Annotated in this window: 16 protein-coding genes and 1 tRNA gene; 10 read left to right on the forward strand and 7 right to left on the reverse strand. The window is 57.7% G+C overall.

Annotated features, from left to right (window positions below):
- Both LG409_RS18670 and LG409_RS17220 read left to right on the forward strand, forming a co-directional pair.
- Positions 1-159 (forward strand): hypothetical protein, encoded by a 159-nt coding sequence (locus LG409_RS18670; protein ID WP_264477625.1) that lies wholly within the window; start codon positions 1-3, stop codon positions 157-159.
- A gap of 66 nt (positions 160-225) precedes the next feature.
- Positions 226-1020, forward strand: coding sequence for an IclR family transcriptional regulator domain-containing protein (locus LG409_RS17220; protein ID WP_016915329.1), 795 nt, complete (start codon positions 226-228; stop codon positions 1018-1020).
- A 98-nt stretch (positions 1021-1118) separates the two neighbouring features.
- Here LG409_RS17220 and hglS read toward each other — a convergent pair whose 3' ends face one another.
- The gene (gene hglS, locus LG409_RS17225) at positions 1119-2480 is read right to left on the reverse strand and encodes a 2-oxoadipate dioxygenase/decarboxylase HglS (protein WP_227407245.1); all 1362 of its coding nucleotides are present in this window, start codon (positions 2478-2480) and stop codon (positions 1119-1121) included.
- A 284-nt stretch (positions 2481-2764) separates the two neighbouring features.
- On the opposite strand from hglS, the gene LG409_RS17230 reads away from it, so the two are divergent.
- Positions 2765-3649: a LysR substrate-binding domain-containing protein gene (locus LG409_RS17230; RefSeq protein ID WP_096921921.1), complete on the forward strand. Its 885-nt coding sequence runs from the start codon at positions 2765-2767 to the stop codon at positions 3647-3649.
- A 77-nt stretch (positions 3650-3726) separates the two neighbouring features.
- On the opposite strand, the gene LG409_RS17235 is transcribed toward LG409_RS17230, so the two are convergent.
- A complete protein-coding gene (locus LG409_RS17235) occupies positions 3727-4632 on the reverse strand; it encodes an iron-siderophore ABC transporter substrate-binding protein (RefSeq protein ID WP_446719087.1) in 906 nt (301 codons plus the stop codon).
- Between the two features lie 155 nt (positions 4633-4787).
- Between LG409_RS17235 and LG409_RS17240 the strand changes: the two genes are divergently transcribed.
- The 4 genes from LG409_RS17240 (at position 4788) to LG409_RS17255 (ending at position 10583) form a co-directional block, all read left to right on the forward strand.
- On the forward strand, positions 4788-6962 hold the full coding sequence (locus LG409_RS17240; protein ID WP_227407246.1) for a TonB-dependent receptor: 2175 nt from the start codon (positions 4788-4790) through the stop codon (positions 6960-6962).
- A gap of 803 nt (positions 6963-7765) precedes the next feature.
- Positions 7766-8563, forward strand: a complete 798-nt coding sequence (locus LG409_RS17245) for a DNA adenine methylase (RefSeq protein ID WP_227407247.1) — start codon at positions 7766-7768, stop codon at positions 8561-8563.
- Positions 8564-8655: 92 nt separating this feature from the next.
- Complete coding sequence (locus tag LG409_RS17250) at positions 8656-9621, forward strand: DGQHR domain-containing protein (RefSeq protein ID WP_227407248.1); 966 nt, start codon at positions 8656-8658, stop codon at positions 9619-9621.
- Between the two features lie 5 nt (positions 9622-9626).
- Entirely contained in the window at positions 9627-10583 is a 957-nt protein-coding gene (locus LG409_RS17255) for a hypothetical protein (RefSeq protein WP_227407249.1), read from the forward strand.
- Positions 10584-10779: 196 nt separating this feature from the next.
- Here the strand turns inward: LG409_RS17255 and LG409_RS17260 are convergent.
- Positions 10780-10856: transfer RNA gene (locus tag LG409_RS17260), tRNA-Arg, on the reverse strand.
- 154 nt (positions 10857-11010) lie between these two features.
- Between LG409_RS17260 and LG409_RS17265 the strand changes: the two genes are divergently transcribed.
- The 3 genes from LG409_RS17265 to LG409_RS17275 are packed head-to-tail and all read left to right on the forward strand — an operon-like array spanning position 11011 to position 13789.
- Positions 11011-12009: a TRAP transporter substrate-binding protein gene (locus tag LG409_RS17265; protein ID WP_227407250.1), complete on the forward strand. Its 999-nt coding sequence runs from the start codon at positions 11011-11013 to the stop codon at positions 12007-12009.
- The gene (locus tag LG409_RS17270; RefSeq protein ID WP_227407251.1) at positions 12009-12530 is read left to right on the forward strand and encodes a TRAP transporter small permease; all 522 of its coding nucleotides are present in this window, start codon (positions 12009-12011) and stop codon (positions 12528-12530) included. Before LG409_RS17265 ends, LG409_RS17270 begins: the two co-directional genes overlap by 1 nt.
- Positions 12527-13789: a TRAP transporter large permease gene (locus LG409_RS17275; protein ID WP_039178519.1), complete on the forward strand. Its 1263-nt coding sequence runs from the start codon at positions 12527-12529 to the stop codon at positions 13787-13789. The genes LG409_RS17270 and LG409_RS17275 overlap by 4 nt, the downstream gene beginning before the upstream one ends.
- 70 nt (positions 13790-13859) lie before the next feature.
- Here LG409_RS17275 and LG409_RS17280 read toward each other — a convergent pair whose 3' ends face one another.
- The 4 genes from LG409_RS17280 to LG409_RS17295 all read right to left on the reverse strand — a co-directional run bounded on the left by LG409_RS17280 (position 13860) and on the right by LG409_RS17295 (position 18474).
- A complete protein-coding gene (locus tag LG409_RS17280; protein ID WP_227407252.1) occupies positions 13860-14813 on the reverse strand; it encodes a D-2-hydroxyacid dehydrogenase family protein in 954 nt (317 codons plus the stop codon).
- A 250-nt stretch (positions 14814-15063) separates the two neighbouring features.
- Positions 15064-16053, reverse strand: coding sequence for a TAXI family TRAP transporter solute-binding subunit (locus LG409_RS17285; RefSeq protein ID WP_227407253.1), 990 nt, complete (start codon positions 16051-16053; stop codon positions 15064-15066).
- Positions 16054-16120: 67 nt separating this feature from the next.
- A complete protein-coding gene (locus LG409_RS17290) occupies positions 16121-16522 on the reverse strand; it encodes a carboxymuconolactone decarboxylase family protein (RefSeq protein WP_227407254.1) in 402 nt (133 codons plus the stop codon).
- Positions 16522-18474: a TRAP transporter permease gene (locus LG409_RS17295; RefSeq protein ID WP_227407255.1), complete on the reverse strand. Its 1953-nt coding sequence runs from the start codon at positions 18472-18474 to the stop codon at positions 16522-16524. Before LG409_RS17295 ends, LG409_RS17290 begins: the two co-directional genes overlap by 1 nt.
- Between the last annotated feature and the right edge of the window lie 81 nt (positions 18475-18555).

Consider the following 18555-nt stretch of genomic DNA (forward strand, 5'->3'; position numbering starts at 1 on the left):
ATGATTGGCGACTCTTACAATGACTACCGCGCGGCTCGCTCCAATGGCACGCGATTCATTGGCGTGGCTGCAGAGCCCCACCAATCCCCTTTCCCCTCAGATACAGTGGTCATCAATGACCTGAGTCAACTGGAAGAGGCACTGCTGAGCCTGGAATAATTGTTCGGCATTCGAACAATATGCTACATTGTTGCCTGACCAAGCATCCACCAATGAGAATGCAACATGGCAGATATTCTACAGGCAGATGCCCTGCAGCCTGATGACAGAGACTTCGTTACCGCCCTGGCCAGCGGCCTGGAAGTCATCATGGCGTTTGACGATTCACACCCCAGAATGACCCTCAGCGAAGTAGCTGCGCGCACCGGCATGAACCGCGCCAAAGCACGTCGATTCTTGCTGACGCTCCATGCGCTGGGATACGTTAGAAAACAGCAGCGTTACTTTGAGCTGTCTCCCAAAGTATTACAGCTCGGTTACTCTTTTCTCTCTGCCAACAATTATCGCAGTGTGATCCAGCAGTATCTGGAGGATATTACTGCGCAGTGCGGGGAATCGTCATCACTAGGCATTCTGGATGGCGATGAGGTGATTTATGTCGCACGCTCCGCAGCCCCCCATCGGTTGATGTCTATTTCGCTCTCTGTGGGCACACGCCTGCCTGCGGCCCACACCTCCATGGGCCGTGTGCTACTTGCTCAGCTCTCCGAACCGGCTCTGGATGCCTATTTATCGAGAATTGTACTCGAGCGCCATACTGAGAAAACGATTACCGATAAAGAGTACCTTAAAAAATGCATCAACAAGGTTCGTCAGCAAGGCTATGCCATCTCTGACCAGGAGCTGGACCCAGGCTTGAGATCGTTGGCCGTCCCTGCATTTGATATGAATGGAAAGCTGCTGGGCGCCATCAATATCAGCACCAACGCGGCCAGAGTCGACATGGAGACGCTGCTTAAACACCACCTGCCGCTCCTGCAGGAAAAAGGGCGTTTGATCCGCTCGACGATCAGTGCCTAGCATTGAACTTCAAGCGTCTCGAAGCCGTCGAGAAAAAGGCGCACAAAGCCAGCTATCTTTAAACCTTTCATTTATTTCCTGGAATAAGCTTCTCCCTGTCAGCCCTCCCCACCCAGCCACGCCAGCACGGCCTCTTTCGAGCGCTGTTCACGTTCGGCATACAGCGCCAGCTCATCCTGCACCGGGGCGCCCAGGGCGGCTTCGAAGGCGTCGCGGTTTGCGTTACCGGCGTAGGCGCCGTTTTCACTGCCGCCCAGGTTAGATTGGAAAATACCGGCGGCACTGACGGGTAGAAAATCTTCGTAGGTGATGGGCTGGGCCTCGACCCACCCCTGGGCCAGCAGCGTTTCCAGGTCGGTGTGCTCGGCGCGGCCCTTGGCTGCCCGCCCGGCGTCGGTCAGGTGATAGTGGAAGTAGGCCAGCTGCTCGGTGCGAATCGCCTCGTGGTGATCCGGAAACGCGGCGAACACGCGCTCCATGATGGCCTGATGGGCGTCATTGTCCAGGCCAGCGGTCTGGGCACGCCCCTGGTTCAGCAGCTCATCATAAAGCGCCCGCCCTTTGGGGGTCAGCGCCATGCCGCGCTGCTCGATTTCACCAAAGCGCGCCGTATGCGTGCCCTGGACCTCTCCGGCGAAACGAATCGACTCCTCCAGCGCCCGAAAGCTGGTTTGGCGCAGCAACATGGGGCACTCCCGACGGGGCGGCCCTTCGATCACGGCTTTGGGGTTCATGCCCATGCTCGGCATACGACGCTGCGCTTCATCGATATCCAGGGTTCTGGGCGTCAGGTGGTTGATGTGCGGCCCCTTGAAACACACCACATCAGCAATCAGGCGATGCTCGTCGTGCAGCGCCTGATAGGTTTCCAGGTCGACGGTCGCTTCCTGATGCCAGCGGAAGGTTTCCAGCGCCTCGCTGACGAACTGGTCGGCCTCTTCACTGCTCAACCCGCCCTGGGTTTCGTGGCGCTGGATGAGCGCCCGCACCGTGGGGGTAAAGATATCCCGCTGGGCCAGAATCTCCTCGGCGCGACGGCGCAGCGCCTCGCTCTCGATCAGCTCCAGGCGCAATAAAGAGGTAAAGACTCGGAAAGGGTTCAGCGCGAGGGCCTCGTCCTCGATGGGCCGAAACGCCGTAGAGTGCACCGGCACGCCCGCCTCCGAGAGGTCGTAATACCCCACCGGGTACATGCCCATGACCGCAAACAACCGGCGCAACATGGCAAGCTCGGCCTCGGTGCCCACCCGGATCGCCCCGTGGCGCTCAACGCTCAGCCGGGCCATCTCGCCCTGCGCCTCCAGGCGGCGGTGCAGCTCGGGCTGCTGTTGAAGGGTTTCCTGGTTTACCCGCTCGACCAGTTCCAGCAGCGCACCGTACTGCGGCACTTCCGCTTGATACATGGCCGACATCGCCTTGGAAAAACGGTCGCGTATTGCATCAGTAGTGATAAAGGACATGTTGTGGCTCTCTGGGGTCGATAAAGAACGGCACGCGTCGCCAGCCTCATGGCCTCTTTATGACACGTGCTTGCGCTACGCTCTATCAAACCGACTCAAGGAGCGAACCACAAACGAAAAAAAGCACTCAATGCATGCCAAAAAGGAATGCTTAAAGGCTTTTATAAAGAGCGGCGAGCACCGGGTACCCAACAGCATGGCGCCCAAGGGAGCCCTTTGGTAGGGTGGGATTCCTTACCGTCATTCCGCCGAGTGACGCTTGCCCAGGAGTGCCCGCGTTCACCATGCGCAATCTTCCTTCCATCACCGCCATGCAGTGCTTCGAAGCGGCCGCCCGCCACATGAGCTTCACCCGGGCCGCCGATGAGCTGAACCTGACCCAGAGCGCGGTCAGCAAACAGGTGGCACAGCTGGAAACCACCCTGGAGCACAAGCTGTTCCGCCGGGTACGGCGCAGCCTGCTGCTGACCCCTGAAGGGGCGATTTTCCTGAGCGATGTACGCAAGGTGCTGACCCAGATCGAGATGTCCACCCAAGCCATCATGACGTACAGCGGCCACAGCGAAGTGCTCAACATCGCCACCCTGCCCAGCTTCGGCAGCCGCTGGCTGGCCAACAAACTGCCCTCGTTCATGGCGGCGCATCCTGGTATCAGCCTGGCGTTTCACGACCGCGTCGAGGATTTCGACCTGGAGCAGGAGAATATCGACATTGCCCTCTTGTATGGGCACGGCAGCTGGCCCAACCTGGCCTGCCACAAGCTGGCCGACGACCTCATGGTCGCCGTCGCCTCCCCGACCTGGCTGGCCCAGCACCCCATTCATTCACTCGACGATTTGACCCAGCGCCCGCTGCTGCACCTTTCGACCCGCCCGGATGCCTGGCACCACTGGTTTGCCAGCCAGCACGTCATGACCGAGCGCAGCTACCACGGCACCCGTTTCGAAACCTTCCCCATGCTGGTCAGAACCGCCATGGCAGGCGGCGGCGTGGCACTGGTGCCCCACTTTACCGTGGATGAAGAGCTGGAGAGCCAACGGCTCGCCCTGGCATGGCCGTACCAACTGCTCAGCCGCAACGCCTACTACCTCGTCTACCCCGAACACCTGGGAGAGCTCGCCAAGGTGCGCCGCTTTGTTGAGCATGTGGTGCAGTTTGGGGAGGGATAAGGCCTTGATGAGGTTGGGCAGATACATAGAGAACAGCCTCCAGCCCGCCCCAAAAATAACATTAACCGCACAACCCCTTACTCCAAGGAACTGCGTAACGTCAGGGCAGCCACCAGCTCCCGCGCGAAGCGTTGCGCAGCAGGCAGTGCGCCAAAACTCCATACCGGCGGTAAGCGCAATAGCGTGGCGTTTTTAACGCTGGGTAAGTGCTGCCATAAACCACTTTGCGAAAGTGATGCTTCGACTCCGGCGGGCAGCGGCTCGACCACGACCAGCGTGGCCTCCGGGTAGTCGTAAAGTGCTTCGATCCCCACCAGTGAAAATCCCCAGGCGTTAGTGGGCCGGTCCCAGGCATTGGCCAAGTCGATCTGCTCCAGCACGGCGTGATAGAGGCTGTTGTCGCCAAACACCCTGACATGACGGGCGTCCATGAACTGCACCATCAGCAGCGGCGGCGCATCGGGGCGCTGTTGGCGAAGCGTTTCCAGCAGTGCCTGCGTTTCGCTGATGAGCTGCGCGGCCTGCTCTTGGCGGCTGGTCAACTCACCCAACTGGCGGGTGAGGGTGTGTATCTCTTGCCAGGTATGGGTGCCGGGGGAATAGGGGTAAAACGACGTGACCGGGGCCACTCGCTCCAGCCGCTCCGTCAAACCGGCGAACATCGGTGAAATGAAGGTGTGCGCCGGGGGCGACTGGGCCATGAGTTCGAGGTTGGGCTGCGACCGCAGGCCCAGGTCTGCAACGCCGTTGGGGATTCCTGGCTCCCCTACCCACTCATGGTAACCCTTGTGTTGAGCGGTACCGCTCAGCGGCGCGTCGATGGCCAGCAGCGTTTCAGCAATGGTCCAGTTGAGGGTGGCCCACTGCGCGTGGGCACTCGACAAGGGCAGCCAGCAGGCGGCCATCAAACAGCAGCGAGCCAGGAAAGAGAGCATCGACCAGTGGCACATGGCAGCGAAAGCATTAGAAAAGAGAGACCACATTTAGACGTCAATAGGCACTTTTTGCAAGGCATCACGAAAAAATCACACCCGTATATGCTAATACCTCTCATTTTGTTTATCATATAGATCCACATCGGGCAGGTGGCCGTGGCGCCAACGCCAGGCGCTGCCATACACAAAACTGGATCGATACCATGCCTCTCGGGAACACCTCCAACACAGCGGCCCAACGCCGCAAAGCACGGCTGTTGCGCGCGATGACACTGCTCGCAATGGGCATGACGCCCGTGGCCACCTGGGCACAAACGAGCGCCGACACCCAATCCCTGGATACCGTCACTGTCACGGGCACCATACCGACCTACGGCGATACGCCGCCGCCAGCCTTCGCCGGTGGCCAAATCGCGGCGGGGGGCCGCGTGGGTCTGATCGGTGAAAGGGACGCGATGGACGTGCCTTTCAACGTCATCAGCTATACCAGCGAGCTGATGGAGAACCAGCAATCCCAGACGCTGGGCGATACGCTGCAAAACGATGCCTCGGTATCGGTAGGGCTGGGCTTTGGCATCTACGGCGAAGCGTACAAGGTGCGCGGCTTCAACCTGACCGGTGACGACGTGGCCTATGGCGGCCTCTACGGTGTTCTGCCACGGCAGATCATCAACAGCGACCTGGCCGAGCGCGTCGAAGTCTTCAAAGGCGCCAGTGCCTTTACCTCGGGCATTCCCATCGGCGGGAACGGCGGCATTGGCGGCACCGTCAACATCGAGCCCAAGCGAGCAGGAAATGACCCGATGCTCAACCTCTCCAGTGGCTATCGCTCCGATGGCTACGGCGAAGTGGGCGTCGATGCCAGCCAGCGTTATGGTGATCAACAGCAATGGGGCGCGCGGGTAAGCGCCACGCGCGGCCGGGGTGACACCGCCATCGATGACGAAAACCAGCGCGATACCTCCGCCGTCGTGGGGCTCGACTACCGTGGCGAACAAGGCCGGATACTGCTCGATGTCGGCCATCAAAAGCTTACCCTGGATAATGGCCGCTCAAGCGTCAACACCGGCGCGGCCACCCAGGTGCCCGCTGCGCCGGACGCCTCGTTGAACTACACCCCCTCGTTCGGTGGAACTGCGCTAGAAACCAATTTCGGCATGGTCCGGGGCGAATATGACCTCACCGACGCCTGGACCGCGTTCGCGGCCATAGGCGGTAACCGCACGCTCGAAGGCATCGTATCGGCAACTCCGCGCCTAACCGATGACGCGGGCAACGCCAGCGTCAACGACTTCGAAACCAGCAACCACATCGACAACTTCGCCAGCCAGGCGGGGCTGCGTGGCTACGTGCTGACCGGCCCGGTCAGCCACGACATCACCGTTGGCTACTCCAGCGCCTATCGCAAGTTCGACACCGACTGGAGCTTCCTCGCGGCAGGCACCACCAACATCTACAACCCGGTCGAGTTATCCCGCCCGGAAGGCACCCCGTTCGTGGGGGGAAGCGTGACGCGCACCCGCTCCCAAGGGGTCACGCTGAGCGATACGCTGGGCTTCATCGATGACCGGCTGCTGCTGACACTGGGCGCACGCTATCAGGAGCTCGAAATCGACGAACGCCCCAATGCCGATAGCAGCAACCGCTATGCCGACCGTCGGGTCACTCCCGCCGTGGGCGCGGTGTTCAAGACCACGGAGAATGTCTCGCTCTACGCCAACTACGTCGAAGCCTTGCAGGATGGCGGCACGGTCACCGATACCACCGCGATGAACTTTGGCCAGCACCTGGGCATTGCCCGTGCCGAGCAGCACGAAGTGGGCGCCAAGTTCGACTACGGCAACCTGGGCGGTGGCATCAGCCTGTTCCAGATCGAGCTGCCCTCGGCTGCGGTCGTCGATGGCGTCGGCAATCTGGATAACGAGCAGCGCAATCGCGGCCTGGAACTAAGCCTTTACGGCGAGCCGACCCCCGGAGTGCGCCTGTTCAGCAGCGCGACCTGGATAGACGCCAAACTCACCAAGACACAGGATGGCAACGAAGGAAACGACGCCACGGGCGTGCCTGAGTACCGGTTTGTATTCGGTGGCGAATGGGACACGCCCTTCATCGAACGCCTCACGGCCACGGGTCGCGTCCTGCACACGGGCTCCCAGTACGCCGATGTCGCCAACGACCTGCAGCTGGACTCCTGGACACGCCTCGACCTTGGCCTGCGCTACACCACCCCGCTGGGTGGCGCTGATTGGGTATGGCGCGCAGGCATCGACAACGTGACCGACGAAAACTACTGGTCCGGCGCCTCGACCTCCTTTGCGAACTACCTGGTCCAAGGCGAACCGCGCACCTTCAAGCTGTCCGCGACCGTCGAGTTTTAAGGCACGCATTCTCTCTAACGTGACCATGAGGGCGCTTCCTGTGAAGCGCCCTTGCTTTTATGCGGCTGGGTATAACGGCTGAAAGCGTGATGGCCACCAGCTCACCTTCACACTCCTGGCGTTCATCAACTGCCTGGTAGTTATTATTTTCTCTGCATTTTTGGCTCTGCTCATCAGATCCTATCTCACGAAGCCTACAACGGCTGCACACCTGCCAAGGCCAGGCAATGCTACGACTCCTCAGCAGCAGTCCACTGATGAGCGTTGAAAAAACTTACGAGCCCCTGCTTGCTTCAGGTGTGGTGTGGTGTGGTGTGGCAAGAATCTTCAGGCTAACCTAGCGCTCATTATTGACTACTGCACATGCGAGATCTTAGGCTGGCTATTATCCGACAGCTGCATGGTTTTCAGCAGTCGGCACTACACGATCACATCAAAGGCCTATCTGAACCAAGAGTTTACAACGCCCTACACGCCTGAGCGGGAGGCCTAGTGTAGAGCTTCTGTCGCTCCTTGAATAAGGGAAATATTCGTCTGCACCGGTTCGAGTCGCAGGATCAGGCCAGAACGATCACTGGCCGTTGGACCCGACATACAAGGAGGATCGGCCATAGCACTCATTGGCATATATGGCTCCAGTGCGCGCCCAGCATTAGCAGCGTAGGGTGTTCAAAAACCAAAAGGGAGCATTACAGCTTTCCCTTATGCCTTTTTAGAAATTCTGGCCAGAACCAAACTATGCTAATCTTATAAATTCCTATAAACTTGACCCCATGTTTCTTTCTGAAAAAGGATAATGTAGAGTGCGTAGTAAGCCTTTAATACGATGGGCAGGCAGTAAAAGAAAGCTTCTGCCATTACTTAAAGAAAAATCACCACTCTCGTACAATAGATACGTTGAGCCATTCTGTGGCTCTGCAAGCCTTTTCTTTGAGCTAACTTCATCTAATGCATTATTGTCTGACATCAACTCAGACTTGATAAACGCGCTGCGAGAAATAAAAGAAAATCCATCCCTTAGAGATCAGCTTTTAAAAATCCCAGCCACTAAGGAAGAATACTATAGAATAAGAGACGTAAACCCTGACAGCCTTACAAGCTCTAAACGAGCAATTAGATTTTTATATCTAAACAGATATTGCTTCAACGGTGTTTATAGAACCAATAAGAACGGAAAATTCAACGTTCCGTTTGGTACTAAAACCGGAGGCTTCCCTAAGCAAGAAACGTTTGATTATGCTAGAGAAAGGCTATCCAACACAGAGCTAATAGTTGCAGATTACAAAACAACATTAAATAAGCTCGAAGATGGTGATTTTGTCTACATAGACCCACCCTACTCTAAATCCGGACGTTTTACTGGAGAGTATGGGGTAGGAAGCTTTGACTCAGCTGAGCTTCCTGAATTCTATACATTCCTAGACAAAATGAACAGCAAAGGGATAAAATTCCTCTTTTCATATAGAGCATGTAAGGAAACAGTCGAGGTCTTATCCGACAGCTATCAAATAAGTACAATATCAGTAAACAGGCACATATCAGGATTCAAAAGCAATTGGAATACAACAGATGAGATCCTTGTCAGAAATTACATAGATTAAAAAATAAAGAAAAAAGTAGGCGTTAGAAGAATCACAATGTCTTTTTAAAACATACTAACACTTCTCATCACCATAACCGAGGAGAGAATCAAATGGAAAAAATAAGATTTACAGCAAGTAACGTCCTCCAGAATAAAACAAAATTTTATTCCCTAACAATGCCTAGTGACATTTTGACAAAGTGCTGTTTCGTATCAAGCCGTGATGAAGACCCTATTATGGGATTCCAGCGCACGCTCGATGAAAAGCGTGCTTTAGAAATCGCAAATTATATTGACAAAGAGCAAGGAACAATACCTTCAGCAATAATACTTTCTGCACAAGAGGTAGCTGGTGTAGAGATGATTGGTAGAGGCAGAACATTAGAGTTCATGCCACATCCTAAAGCTTTTTTAATTTTAGACGGCCAACACAGGGTATTTGGATTCTCCAAATCAAAGTCTACTCTTAGAGTACCTGTGATTATTTATGTTGGCTTATCACGAAAAGAAGAGTCACGATTATTTATTGATATAAACTCTAAGCAAAAAGGGGTTCCATCAGAACTTCTACTCGACATCAAGAGAATGGCCGAATATGAAAATTCAACTGAAGAATCATTGAGATCAATTTTCGACTTGTTTCATAGCGATCCAAATAGCGCTCTGATTGGCAAATTAAGTCCTGCCTCTAAGTCGAAAAACAAGATCAGTAGAGTTACATTCAATAACTCAGTTTCTCCTGTTGCTCAGTTTTTCGGTGACCGAGACATCGACGAGCTATACATCATACTTAATAGCTACATCAAAGCGTTTACTTATGGCTTTTTCAAAGAAAATGACATTGAAGAGCAACTTTGTAACTCTATTGTATTTAGGGCTTTATTCTCCGTTTTCCCTGAAATTGCATCAAAGGTTAAAGATAAATTTGGCCCTGAATATAGCGTAGATAATTACATCTATGTGATGAGTGACATGTTCGGAAAGATAAGCTTGCAAAAAATAAAAAAACCGGGCAACTCTTACAAATCACTTGCCAACCATTTCTCCAACTCAATGAAAAGCAACTTTACATTATAACCACCATGCAAATCATCAACGAAGTTTTAAGAGCCCATGTTTTGCCTGGAATTATAGGCATACACAAAACTCCTCAACTTACATTTAGAGGTTGGATTGCTAAAGAAAGATTTAAAATCACATCGCAAATCAATAGCAAAGATTTTATCCTAAATGTGTATAGCCACGATGAACTTTTGCTCCCTTATGCCTACGATATAAATCGGATGGCTGCTTCTTCATTCGAAAGCATACATGGAATATCACCGGATGAAAGCCTACCAAGATCTGTAGGCTGGTTAATTATTCGAGCATACTATAGCGCATATTTTTCTGCTCATGCAATATTAAGACTATTTGGCATAAGCTGTAGTCAACTAGACTCAAATGAAACCAGAGCAATAACCGATGTAGCCCAACTATACTCATTGAAAAATGACATTACTATTTCAAACGGCTATTACAAATGCATTTACAACCACTCAAACTCAACCATAACCTGCACCAAGCTAAACAACACTCATCAGGATGTGTGGAAATTATTTTATGACTTCCTTAATGACATGGCTACAAAAATAGCAACTTCTGACTTTCGGCAGGCAGACAGGGATTTAGTCTTACGATACTTATTCAAACTAAGGGAAGGCCTCTCACATAAGAACACTTTAAATGGAGGAAACTGGCTTTCTAAAATAAGGAACGAAGTAAATTACTCTCATTCTATGGGAGCTTGGTATCCGTACCAAAAGAAGCTAACTGACCATGAAGAAATGTTTCGATTAGTTAAGCAGTGGAAATCACCGCCTACAGAGCATCTAATAGAGAAACATATCGATAAATCTGATCACCTGCTATATATTGGCACGTGCGTTTCCATTATTTCTTTATGCCGCTCACTTCTAGCTGACTTAAAAAATATAAATAGTGACATCTTCTTGAAGCATGCGCCTATACGCCTGATTAATCAGATAGAAGGAACTTGAACATACATATTTAATAAACTTTTAGTATTTTCAAGCCAACAACTCACTACCAAGCCCAATGGAATCAATTAAAACTAATACAATGCATCTTCTTTTAACTAAAAACTTTATGCCTAATCAGGCTTCTCAATATTTTTGTATGCGTAAGCAAAGAAAAAGCCCACGATTTCTCGCAGGCCTTTTTTCACACAAATTCTGGCGCGCCCGGCAGGAATTGAACCTGCGACCTTCGGCTTCGGAGGCCGACACTCTATCCAACTGAGCTACGGGCGCTCTGGGTGCGTATCGTACCCGTGTGGGGGCGTGGTGTCCAGCCGCTTGGCGGTTTTCGGTGCGTAGATGATTGACCGTTTTCCCTGCGGTGGTGCATGCTCTGGGGGCACTTTTGCACCTCGCACCTACCCTGATCCGTTTGGGAACATAATAAATGAAAACATTTGCACGTAGTACGCTGGCACTGGGCATCTCACTGGCGCTGGTGGGCGCCGCGAACGCCAACGAATTTGCCGACATGAACCCCGTGACCCTTCGCCTGGCCCACGTGGTGAACGAGCAGGATGGCTTCCATATTGCCGCCACCAAGTTCGAAGAGCTGGTGGAAGAGCGCACCGAAGGCAAGGTGAACATCGAGATTTTCCCCAACGCCTCGCTGGGCGATGAGCGCACGCTGCTGGAAGGCATGCAGATCGGCACCGTGGACATGGGCGTGATCACCAACGGGCCGGTGGCCAACTTCGTGGAAGAGATGGCGGTGTTTGAACTGCCGTTCCTGTTCCCCTCCCCGGAAGCCGCTTATAGCGTGTTGGATGGCCCCATCGGCCAGGAGCTGTTGGATAAGCTGGCGGACGTGAACCTGAAAGGCTTGGCCTACGCCGAGCGTGGTTTCCGTAACCTGACCAACAGCGAGCGGGCGGTGAACTCCCCGGAAGACCTGGATGGCCTGCGCATTCGCGTGATGGAAAACCCGGTGTACACCGATACCTTCCGCGAGCTGGGGGCCAACGCTATCCCGATGGCCTGGACCGAAGCGTTGACCGCCATGCAACAGGGCACCATCGACGGCCAGGAAAACCCGGTGAACGTGATTCACTCGTTCAAGCTGGATGAAACCCAGAACTACATGACCCTGTCACGCCACACCTACGCCCCGGCGATTTTCGTGATGGGCATGCCTGCCTGGAACCAGCTGCCTGAAGCCGCCCAGGACGTCATCCGCCAGGCCGCCCAGGAAGCCGCCGAGCATGAGCGTCAGGTGAACGCCGATATGGAAGCCGAACAGCTGGCCGCCCTGCGCGAAGCGGGCATGGAAATCAACGACTCCCCCGATATGGAAGCCTTCCAGGCCGCCGTTGCGCCAGTGTACGAGAAGTACGGCCAGCAGTTCGGTGACTACCTGCCGCGCATTCAGGAGGCGCTGAATCAGTGATGCCCTTTGCACAGCCTCTGTTGACGCTGCTGCAACGCATTGAACGCGGGCTGGATGCCATCATCCAGCCCGTCGTGTTTGCGGGCATGGCAGCTTTGATCGGTGTGATCACGCTACAAATCGTGTCCCGGGTGTTTTTCAGTGCCGTGGGCTGGACCGAAGAGGTCGCGCGGTTTCTGCTGGTATGGATCACCTTTCTCGCGGGTACGCTGGCCTTCCAGCGTGGGCGGCACATTGCGGTCACTTTTGCGGTGGACGCCCTGCCCCTGCCACTGCGCAAGCTGGCCAGGTTGGCCGCGCTGGCCATCGTGCTGGCCTTCATGATCACGCTGGTGGTCATCGGCCATCGCTACATGCAGGTACAAAGCTTTCAGAAGTCGGCCGCGCTGCGCCTCTCGATGACCTACGTCTACGCCGTCATTCCGCTCTCGGCGGGCATCATGGCGTGGTATGCGCTGGTAGACATGATCGAGGTGCTGGTGCACGGGCAGCACATCACCGCCCAGGAGGAAGTGCTATGACGCTGGTGCTGTTCGGGCTGTTCTTCCTGTTCATGCTGCTGGGCGTACCGATTGCCTTTGCCATTGGCGCCAGCACGCTCTACGCCCTGCATCAGTCGGGGGTGCCGCTGATGGTGGTCACCCAGCAGATGTTCCAAGGCATCAACTCGTTCGCCCTGGTGGCCATTCCCATGTTTATCCTGGCCGGGGATTTGATGGCCCAGGGCAAGGTCAGCGAGCGGCTGGTGAGCTTTGCCGATTCGCTGGTGGGCTTCATGCGCGGCGGGCTCTCGGTGGTCTCGGTGATGGCCGGCATGTTTTTCGCGGCCATTTCCGGCTCGGGGGCGGCCACCACGGCGGCGGTGGGGTCTAGCCTGGTGCCGGAGCTGAAGCGCAAGGGCTACGACCCCGCCTCGGCGGCCAGCCTGATCGCCGCCAGCGGCACCATCGGCGTGGTGATCCCGCCTTCGGTGCCGATGATCATCTACGCGGTGATCGCCCAACAGTCGGTCTCCAAGCTGTTCCTGAACGGCTTCTTGCCGGGGCTGGCCATGGGCCTGGCGCTGATGGCCATTGCCATCACCCAGGCGTACAAGCGCCAGTACCCGAAAGGCACGCCGCTCTCACTGGCCACCATTTGGCGCACGTTGAAATCGGCCAGCTGGGGGCTGATGACGCCGGTGATCATTCTGGGGGGTATCTTCTCGGGGATTTTCACGCCGTCGGAAGCGGCGGTGGTGGCGGTGAACTACGCGCTGCTGGTGTCGCTGTTCGTGTACCGGGACTTGACCCTGCCCCAGGTGTACAAGCTGTTGATCCGTTCGGCGATGACCACCGCCGTGATCATGCTGGTGATTGCCATGTCGGCGGTGCTGAGCTGGACGCTCTCCAGCTGGCAGGTGCCCGGCGCAATTGCCCAGTCGGTGCTGTCGCTCTCCACCAACCCCTACGTGATCATGCTGCTGGTGGTGGCGGTGATTCTGCTGACCGGGGTATTCATCGAGACGGCCAGCGCCTTGATCATCCTAACCCCGGTGCTGCTGCCGCTGGTGCTGCAGCTGGGCATCGACCCGATCCACTTCGGGCTGATCATCGTGGTGGGGCTCTCGATTGGCATGATTACCCCGCCCGTGGCCATCAACCTTTACGTGGCCTCGTCGGTGACCCAGCTGCCGCTGGAACGCATTACGCAAGCCATCCTGCCGTACCTGCTAGGGCTGATCGGCGTGCTGCTGCTGGTAGTTTACGTGCCCATCCTGCTGGGCTGGTCGGGCCACTGAACCGACACCTCGGCCTCTATCACCTCGCGAGCGGTGACCTTTCACCGCTCGCGGAGTGTGCGGCAGAGGCTTAGCCCTCTTCTGCCAGATTACGCCCTGGCGTGCCTGCTTCGAATGCCAGCACGTTCTCGAACGCATCGCCAAAGTAGAGCTCGTAGCTGTCTTTCTCTACATAACCCAGGTGCGGCGTGGCCAGGAAGTTGGGCAGCGCCAGCAGCGGATGCTCGATCACCGGCTCTTCATCGAACACGTCCACGGCGGCCATGCCGGGGCGGCCAGCCTTCAGCGCCGCTTCCAGTGCGCCCGCTTCGATCAGCAGGGCACGGCTGGTGTTCACCAGCACGGCGGTCGGCTTCATGCTAGCCAGGTTGGCGGCGGTGACGATCCCGCGGGTTTCCGGGTTCAGGCGCAGGTGCAGGCTCAGCACATCGCTGCGTTCGAAGAATGCTTCCTGCGAGGTGGCGACCTCCAGCCCCGCCTCGGCGGCCCGCTGGCGGGTGCCCTCGCGGCCCCATACCAGCACGTTCATCTCGAACGCCTGGCCGTAGCGGGCCACCAGTTGGCCAATCTTGCCGTAGCCAAACACGCCCAGGGTGCGCCCTTTCAAGCCCATGCCCAGGGTGCGCTGCCAGCGGCCTGCCTTGAGGTTGGCCACCTCGTCGGGAATGCGCCGCATGGCCGAAAGCACCAGCCCCCAGGTAAGCTCCGCGGCAGCGTAGGGCGAGCCGGTGCCTGCCAGCACCATCACGCCGTGCGCTCGGCAGGCGGCCATATCCACGTGGGCCGCGCCGCCGCCGGTTTGGCTGATCAGCTTAAGCTTGGGCAGCCGCGCCAGCAGGGACGCGGTGATCGGCGTGCGCTCACGAATCAGCACCAGCGCGTCGGCCTCCTTGAAGCGCTCGACCAGCGCATCCTCATCGGTGACGGTGTCGTTATAAATCGTCACCTGGTGGCCTGCCAGCTTGGCAAAGGCATCCAGGTCGCGCACACAATCCTGGTAATCATCGGGAATGACAATGTTCATCAAAGCGGCTCCTTGCTTGCTGCCTGCTTTAGGGAAGTGCCCTGTTTCACGGCATGGCTAACATAACGCTGTCAGGCAGATACCTCACGCTCATACCTCAAGGCCAGCGCCCTGCCCTCCTGGGCGCTGAGGGCCTGCCCGCTCGTCAACAATAAACGCAATCAGCAAGCCGCCCTAGGACATTTTCGTGGCGGCATTCGAGGTCACGCTGCCGCAATACCATGACGCCACAGGCACGGGATTGTTGGATTTATTCCGCCTCCGGCGGCACGAGGTCGCTGGGCACCTCGATACCGATCTCGCGGTAGTAGCGCAGCGAACCGGCGTGCAGCGGCGTGGTGGTGTTCTCCACCGAGATCTCCGGCGTCATTCCACGGGCGGGGGCGAACGTCTCGCCCAGCCGCTCGATGTTCTCCCAGTAAGCGCGGGTGAATGCGTAGCCTGCCTCTTCAGAGAGTTCATGGGTGGCGGCGATGCCGATGTAGGTGCCGAGCGTGGTGGCGGCGGGCATGTCTCGGTAGGCGTTCTCAGGAATCTCGGTGGCGGCCAGGAAGGGCAACGTCTCGGTGACGGTGGACACCTGCTCCTCGCTCATCGAGAGCACCCGCAGCGGGCGCGCGGAGTGCACTTCGGTGAACGCCGGGATAGGCGGAATGCCGTTGTAGCTGAAGCCGACGATGCGCCCATCCACCACGGCATCGGCGGCATCCGACATGCTCATGCGCTGGAAGTCAGGCGAGATTCCCAGCGCATCGAACACCAGCTCGGTGATGTACTCGCCGCCCCCACCGATGCTGCTGGGGTTGAAGCGCGCGCCCTCCAGATCCTCGAAAGTCTCGATGCCACTGTCCTGGCGCACGGCCCAGTGCATGGTGGAAGGTGCCACCCACAGCACGACGCGCATCTGCTCGATGGCGTCGTTTTCGTAGCGGCCCTCACCGTTGTAGGCCTCGTAGGCGCCCGGGGCGTCTATCAGCCCCAGGTCAATCTCGCCACGGCTCAGGCGGATGGCGTTCTCCCTGGAGCCGCCGGTTTCGCGCACCGAGACTTCCAAGGGTGAATCGCCGCTCACCAGCCGCGAGAGTTCCGAAAAGCCGAAGTACCAGCCAGAAGCGGCCGGTGCCACGCCGATGCCAAGGGCCTCGTTGGCCACGGCCTGGGTAGCCACACCCGAGGCGACACCGGCGGTCAGCACCGCCGTGGCCAGCGGGGCGAGCAGGCGTTTGGGGGATAGCATCATGGCAGTTCTCCATACTCGGTTATTGTTGTCGTTCGCCCGGTGGCGGCCGGGTCGTCGGAACACGGCCTCAGCGGCCTTCCTGCTCCTCTCGCCAGGCGGCCAACACCTCGCGGGCGGTGCGCAGCCCGTCGATGGCCGCCGGAAAGCCGCAGTAGGGCACGCACTGCAGCAGCACCTCGCGAATCTCTTCCTCGGTGCAGCCGTTGTTCAGCGCGCCACGCAGGTGCACCTTGAGTTCATGGGGGCGGTTCAATGCCACCAGCATGCCGATGTTGATCAGGCTGCGAGTGGGCCGTGCAAGGCCCGGGCGGTTCCAGATGTCGTTCCAGCAGTTGCGGGTCACCAGCTCCTGCATGGGCCAGCTGAACTCATCCACCTGGGAAAGCGCGGCATCCACGTAGGCATCGCCCAGCACTTCGCGGCGGGTGGCCAGGCCGTTCGGGTCCAGCGTGTCCTGTCGATCACTCATCAGGCGGGCTCCTTGGGGGTGGGGGGCGTCAGAGCTACCTCTGAGCGCTGATTTTTAAGGTACTGCCAAACGAACAACCCTCCGATCACGGCAATACCCGCCACGTCGGTGATCAGTTGGCCGCTGATCAGCATCAACGCGGCCGCAAGCAGCAGGCCGCGTTCCAGCCAGGAGCAGGGGCGCAGGAAGTAGCCGATGGTGGAGGCGGCCAGCGCCGTGATGCCGATCACCCCGGAGCCCACCGCCAGGGCAATCTCCAGCGCCGTGCCGTTGCCGAGCAGCGGCGGGTGGTAGATGAACATGTAGGGAATCAGGAAGCCGCCCAGCGAGATCTTGGTGGCGGTCAGCGCGGTGCGGAACCAGTGGGAACCCGCGATGGCGCCGCCGATATAGGCAGCCAGCGCCACCGGTGGCGTGACCCCGGAGAGAATCGCGAAATAGAGAATGAAGAGGTGCGCCGAGAGGCTCGGCAGCCCGGCCTCGATGAAGGCCCCTGCCACCACCGAGGCGGCCAGCATGTAAGCCGCCACCGTGGGCAACCCCATACCGAGGATGATCGCCACGACCATGGCCAGCACCAGCGTCACCAGTACATCACCACCGCTGACCACCAGAATGACCGAGGAGACCTTCAGCCCCAGGCCGGTCAGGCTGATCACCGAAGCGATGATCGCCACGCTGCCGATGATGACCGCGATCATGGCAGCGGTCATGGCGCCGGCCTCCAGCGCTGCGGGCAGCGACTTGAGGCGCTCCACGAAGGTGCCCGGGCTGCGCCAGGAGAACAGGTAAAGCACCATGGCGGTGAAGTAGGCGGCCACCGCCGCCGTGGTGGGGGTATAGCGCATCACCAACAGGGTGATCAGCACGATCAGAGGAATCAACAAGGTCTCGATGTTGAACAGACCCTCGCGCAGGCTGGGGCGCTGGGACTTAGGAATCGGCGCCAGGCCCAGGCGCTTGGCCTCGAAGTGCACGCTCATCCAGATAGCGAGGTAGAAGAGCAGGGCCGGGATCAGCGCGGCACTGATGATCTCCAGGTAGCTCGTCGAGATGACGTCGGCCATGACGAAGGCGGCCGCGCCCATGATGGGGGGCAGGATCTGCCCGCCGGTGGAGGCGGAGGCCTCGGTGGCGGCAGCGAAGCGCGGGCTGTAGCCGTTCTTCTTCATCATCGGGATGGTGAAGACACCGGTGGTGGCGACGTTGGCGGCGGTGCTGCCGCTGATACTGCCGAACATGGCGCTGCACAGGGTGGCGGCCTTGGCCGGACCTCCGGACATGCGCCCGGTGGCAGCGTTGGAGAGGCGCATGAAGCTGTCGCCGCCGCCGGTGGTGACCAGCAGGGCGCCGAACATGATGAAGATGACGATCACCGTGGAGGAGGTGCGCATCAGGCTACCGTAGACGCCGGTAGGGCTCAGGTAGAAGGTCGCTACCAGGTCATCCCAGCGGAAGCCACCATGCCCCCAAACGCCCGGCAGGTGCTGGCCGAAGGCGGCATAGGAGAGCGCGATGAGCACAAGGATGGGGAAGGCGAGGCCGATGGCTCGGCGGCAGGCTTCCAGCAGCAGCAGGATGGCCGAGACACCAAAAATGATATCCAGTTGGGTGGGCATCAAATAGCCCAGCTGATAGATGATTCGGTCAAAGTGGATCACGTAGTAGATGCTGACCACCGCGCCGAGGCTGATCGGCACCAGGTCATACCAGGGAATGCGGTTGGCATCGCGGCTACGGCAGCTGTAGGCCAGAAAAATCAGCGGCAGAGCGAACAGCAAGTGGATCGCGTTCTGAGTGTTCATGGGGCCGGTGAGGGCCGTATAGAGATGAAACAGCGCCATGGAGACCGCCGCCAGGCGCGTGACCATGAACCAGAAGCCGGACAGCTGACGCTTGCCCGAGTCCTCCGAATATTTCTCAACGACGTTGGGGTTTGCAGGTGTGTCCATTGGAATAGCTCCCGCACCGCAGCACGATAGGATGGCGGCGCGTCAGGATAAGGGCATCAGAAGCTTCTGCGGGCGATGGGC

Source organism: Halomonas sp. NyZ770, from assembly GCF_020616575.1.
GTDB classification, from domain to species: Bacteria; Pseudomonadota; Gammaproteobacteria; order Pseudomonadales; family Halomonadaceae; genus Vreelandella; species Vreelandella hamiltonii.

Excerpts from the sequence above, each read along its gene's own strand:
- LG409_RS18670 (WP_264477625.1), top strand. The coding sequence starts at position 1 with ATGATTGGCGACTCTTACAATGACTACCGCGCGGCTCGCTCCAATGGC.
- LG409_RS17220 (WP_016915329.1), top strand. The coding sequence starts at position 226 with ATGGCAGATATTCTACAGGCAGATGCCCTGCAGCCTGATGACAGAGAC.
- hglS (WP_227407245.1), bottom strand. The coding sequence starts at position 2,480 with ATGTCCTTTATCACTACTGATGCAATACGCGACCGTTTTTCCAAGGCG.
- LG409_RS17230 (WP_096921921.1), top strand. The coding sequence starts at position 2,765 with ATGCGCAATCTTCCTTCCATCACCGCCATGCAGTGCTTCGAAGCGGCC.
- LG409_RS17235 (WP_446719087.1), bottom strand. The coding sequence starts at position 4,632 with ATGTGGTCTCTCTTTTCTAATGCTTTCGCTGCCATGTGCCACTGGTCG.
- LG409_RS17240 (WP_227407246.1), top strand. The coding sequence starts at position 4,788 with ATGCCTCTCGGGAACACCTCCAACACAGCGGCCCAACGCCGCAAAGCA.
- LG409_RS17250 (WP_227407248.1), top strand. The coding sequence starts at position 8,656 with ATGGAAAAAATAAGATTTACAGCAAGTAACGTCCTCCAGAATAAAACA.
- LG409_RS17255 (WP_227407249.1), top strand. The coding sequence starts at position 9,627 with ATGCAAATCATCAACGAAGTTTTAAGAGCCCATGTTTTGCCTGGAATT.
- LG409_RS17265 (WP_227407250.1), top strand. The coding sequence starts at position 11,011 with ATGAAAACATTTGCACGTAGTACGCTGGCACTGGGCATCTCACTGGCG.
- LG409_RS17270 (WP_227407251.1), top strand. The coding sequence starts at position 12,009 with ATGCCCTTTGCACAGCCTCTGTTGACGCTGCTGCAACGCATTGAACGC.
- LG409_RS17275 (WP_039178519.1), top strand. The coding sequence starts at position 12,527 with ATGACGCTGGTGCTGTTCGGGCTGTTCTTCCTGTTCATGCTGCTGGGC.
- LG409_RS17280 (WP_227407252.1), bottom strand. The coding sequence starts at position 14,813 with ATGAACATTGTCATTCCCGATGATTACCAGGATTGTGTGCGCGACCTG.
- LG409_RS17285 (WP_227407253.1), bottom strand. The coding sequence starts at position 16,053 with ATGATGCTATCCCCCAAACGCCTGCTCGCCCCGCTGGCCACGGCGGTG.
- LG409_RS17290 (WP_227407254.1), bottom strand. The coding sequence starts at position 16,522 with ATGAGTGATCGACAGGACACGCTGGACCCGAACGGCCTGGCCACCCGC.
- LG409_RS17295 (WP_227407255.1), bottom strand. The coding sequence starts at position 18,474 with ATGGACACACCTGCAAACCCCAACGTCGTTGAGAAATATTCGGAGGAC.